We start from the raw sequence: 3,633 nt of genomic DNA, 5'->3' as shown, positions 1-3,633 counted from the left end.
CACTGATATACCAAGTTGTTGTGAGCTTTCCTTTACTGTCTTTAACCACCTTGAGGCGTCGTTTGTTGTTATGGTCATAAGCGTATTTTGCTTGGTTTTTTGGGTTTTCGACTTGTTTCAATCGGTTCGCATGATCCCACTGAAATTGTTGATCCCCTGAACGCAGCTGGTTGCCTACCGCATCATAACTGATACCTACGTCAGCATGGGTGAGCGCTTGTGGTCCTGCTGTATCGGTTGTACGTAATCCTTGTCGGTTGTAGCGTTTATCTTCTCCTGTGCCTGTATTTCCGCCGTAGCGTAAGGTTAAGTTGTTGTCACCTAGAATTGGATCGTTGGTGTTCTTAGAAATAAGGTTACCAATAGGATCAAAACGGTATTGAGTGAGTTTTAATTTATTTTGCTCGAGTGCAATTCGATACCAATCGTCGTAGTCATAAAAGCGCGTTTGGTCGAGCTCAGAATATTGATTCTCGATCCCTAGCTCTTTGGCAATGGTCTTTTTATCTTGCTCTGTTCGTTGGTCGGTGATGCCGAGTAAGTTCGATACCTCATCATACTGATAATTGAGTGACTGAAGGCGTGTTCTGTCCGAATGACGAGTGGTTTCTCGGCTTTTGAGTCGGTTCAGCGCATCGTATTCATAGTCACTTTGCATGCCATTACCATATTGAGCATGGCTCAATTGCGCAGAGGCACTATAGGAAATGTTGTTTACAATGTTACCCATCGCCAATAATTCACCGCCTTGACCGTATTGGTAGTCAAGATGGGTACTATCTGGGTAAGTCAGTTGTGTTAGCTTACCGGCGCTATTAAACGCGCGCTTAGTTGTATAAATATCCGATTGTTGCCCAAAGGCTTTGATTTGGCGTTTTTCAACAGTACGACGACCGTTTTGATCGTAACCAAACCAACTACTCCCTGCTTCATCGATAACTTGTGCAAGTCGGCCTTTCAAATGATGGAGTTGTTTATCTTGATTATTATCGTATTGGTACTGCTTAGAGATTCGGCCCTTGGTTGGATTGAGAATAAGCGAGTGAAAACCTGTTGCTGGGATAGCGGTTTGGTCTTGATAGAAGCGCTCTTCGAGTTGTCTGCTAAGGCCATCATAAAGATAAGTGTGTGCCATGCCTCGCGAATCTATGGTGCCAATTAAATTGCTCGCGGCATCATAGTTAAACCAAGCTTGTCCACGGTTTGGGTCGTCTCGATACGTTTGGCGACTTAAACCGTCATAAAGCATAGTACGGGTATTGCCAAACGCATCGGTTAAACGGGTAAAGTTATCGAGCGCATCATATTCATACTGGGTGGTCCAATCTTGCAGAGTGCTTTGCTCACCATTGACATCAACACCAACGTATTCTTTTACCTCTCGTAATTGACCAAGACCATCAAATATTAACCATTTACCGGCTCCGCTGTGTTGGCCTCCGATAACAGTTTGTGCGGTATCTTGTACCCATGACTTAAGAGGCAAGTACTCGTTATAAGTAAATGTTTCACCTTGTGAGTCAGTGGCTGGCAGGTATTTACTGATTGTGCGGTTAGTCGCATCGTATTTGCTTCGAATTACTTGCGTCCCCGTCCCTGAATGAAAAGCCATACTCGCCGAAAAATAAGGCATGCTTTCACTGGCCAGTAATCCACGGCTATCGAAATTATTCTTCAAACTGACTCGTGGGCCTTGTTCCGTTTGGCTTACGTTCATTAGATTACGCCCACCACCATCATAATACTGGCGGCGTTCAATATGGCGGCCATCTTTTTCAAGGCGCTGTAAACTGCGGATCCAGTTAACCATGACGCCATCAAAATTTTGCTGGTAATGATATTCAAACGATTGAGTCGGCGCACTAGTGCTGTCACCCGGAGCAATGATATCAGTGACTCGACCAAGGCCGTCATACTGTATGTGAGTTTGCTGTTGGTTAAAATCCTCAAATTGAGTCATCACGCCCAATGAAGAATCGTAACTCGCACTGGCAACCAGGCTCTGGCCACCCAAATGTAGCCTCTCTTTTATTGGGTATATTCCCTCTTGATAAGTTACGCTAACCTTATGTCCAGGTTGCTCGCCATAAAGAGGGCCAAAGAATTCTGTCGCGTTACCGTAAGAGTCGTAGTGTGAACGCTGACTAAAAATAGTTTGGTTATTCTTACTTGGTGAAATCCATTTTTTCGTCGCGGTTAGGTTACCCGTTGACACGGCGCCTAGGTTGCCACCACTAAAGCTTTCATCGTCATAAAACCATTGAGTTTTCGCAACCAGTTTACCCTGTGCATTGGTGATGGTTTTTTCAATGGGAAGATGTAATTGCCAGTTGGCCAATGACGTTGCATTCTCCGCACTGTAGCGCCAATGGGTTTCACGCTGATCTTGAAAGCGACCGTCTAGGCGGCCATGTTCGCGTTTAAGAATTAAGTTACCAAAATCATCATATGCGTAATCCCAAGCAAGAGTGATAGGGTTTCCACGCCCTTGTTCAATCAGCGTTTTCTCTTGGCGTGTTTTACTTGCAAATGAGACGAATTTGTCATCGTCGAAACTGTCAAATAAACGCTTTGAAGACCACTGATAAGTTTCTCGCCAGAATAGACGTCCTTCCGCATCTTTCTTTTCTATTTTCGATATCTTTCCGCGCAATGCTTCGTCTTTAAGACCCAACAAAAAAGAATACTGAGTTTGACTTTCCGGTGCTGATTTTGAAGCGAAATCGCGTTGTGTTGCTTCGCTAAATCCAACAAATTTACGCTCTTTTGCAAAGTAAAAGCCGTCACGGTATTGATAACTTTTTATCGATGCTTGGCCGGGTCGACTGGCATCTTTTGTGGTGACTGACTTGACGACTTGCATCGCCATAGGCAGGGTATGTTGCCACGGGGTGTTTTGCTCTTCATCACGTAACATCTCAGAAGCAACGGTTGCGTATTGTATGCTTGACGTTTGCCCTATGCCATTATCGACAGAAAGCAATTGGTTCGGTAAATTTCCTGGAATTACTGATAAATAGGTAAAGGATTTTTCATATTTTCCAGGACGAAACCACACTATGTCGACAACACCATTGCCATCAATATCAGCCAGTTTGGTTTTAGAAGGTGCGATTTTATCGGGGTGCGTAAACTCGATAGGGCGACCGAAAGCTAATGTTCCTTGAGGCCCTGATAGTCCTTTGCTTGGCCAAATAGTGACTTTGAAACCATTAAAGTAAACAAGGTCAGCAAGGCCATCATGGTTTAAATCGGCAAACTGAACTTTATCCGTATTGTGGATACTTTTCGCAATTTCGCGAATGTTATCAACCTGAATGGCCTCTGAATAGCCGCCCGTTCCCTTGCCAGCGAAAAAGTACATCGACTTTTGATCCATATGAACTAAGTCGTTGAGTCAGTTGCTTGAAGCGAAACGAGATGCGGAGCGCGATGGTTCATCGTCAGGCAAAGCCACTGTCGATATTAGTGAGTTATTGAAACAGGAAGATTTAGATACTCTGGATAACTTTGTTACCGAAACGGGCAACGTCGATTTGTCATTGGTGCAAGCAGCGCTGGCCAGTTTAAAAGAGGACCTGAAAGACGTGCCGCGTGATGACGCCATTAAGTACACACAAACTTTGGCGGTGT

2 protein-coding genes are annotated in these 3,633 nt (G+C 44.5%); one reads left to right on the top strand and one right to left on the bottom strand.

Features of this window, described 5'->3' with window-relative positions; genetic code table 11:
* The coding region (locus tag B2X00_RS12315) for a toxin TcdB middle/N-terminal domain-containing protein (RefSeq protein ID WP_290487951.1) at positions 1 to 3,379 on the bottom strand (3,379 nt) is incomplete at its 3' end.
* Positions 3,380 to 3,392: 13 nt separating this feature from the next.
* Here B2X00_RS12315 and B2X00_RS12310 point away from each other — a divergent pair.
* On the top strand, positions 3,393 to 3,633 hold a 241-nt coding region (locus tag B2X00_RS12310; protein ID WP_290487950.1), incomplete at its 3' end, for a hypothetical protein.

It is taken from the genome of Idiomarina sp. UBA3162, from assembly GCF_002364475.1.
Classification (GTDB): domain Bacteria; phylum Pseudomonadota; class Gammaproteobacteria; order Enterobacterales; family Alteromonadaceae; genus Idiomarina.
This window is presented reverse-complemented; position numbering and strand designations above follow the sequence as displayed.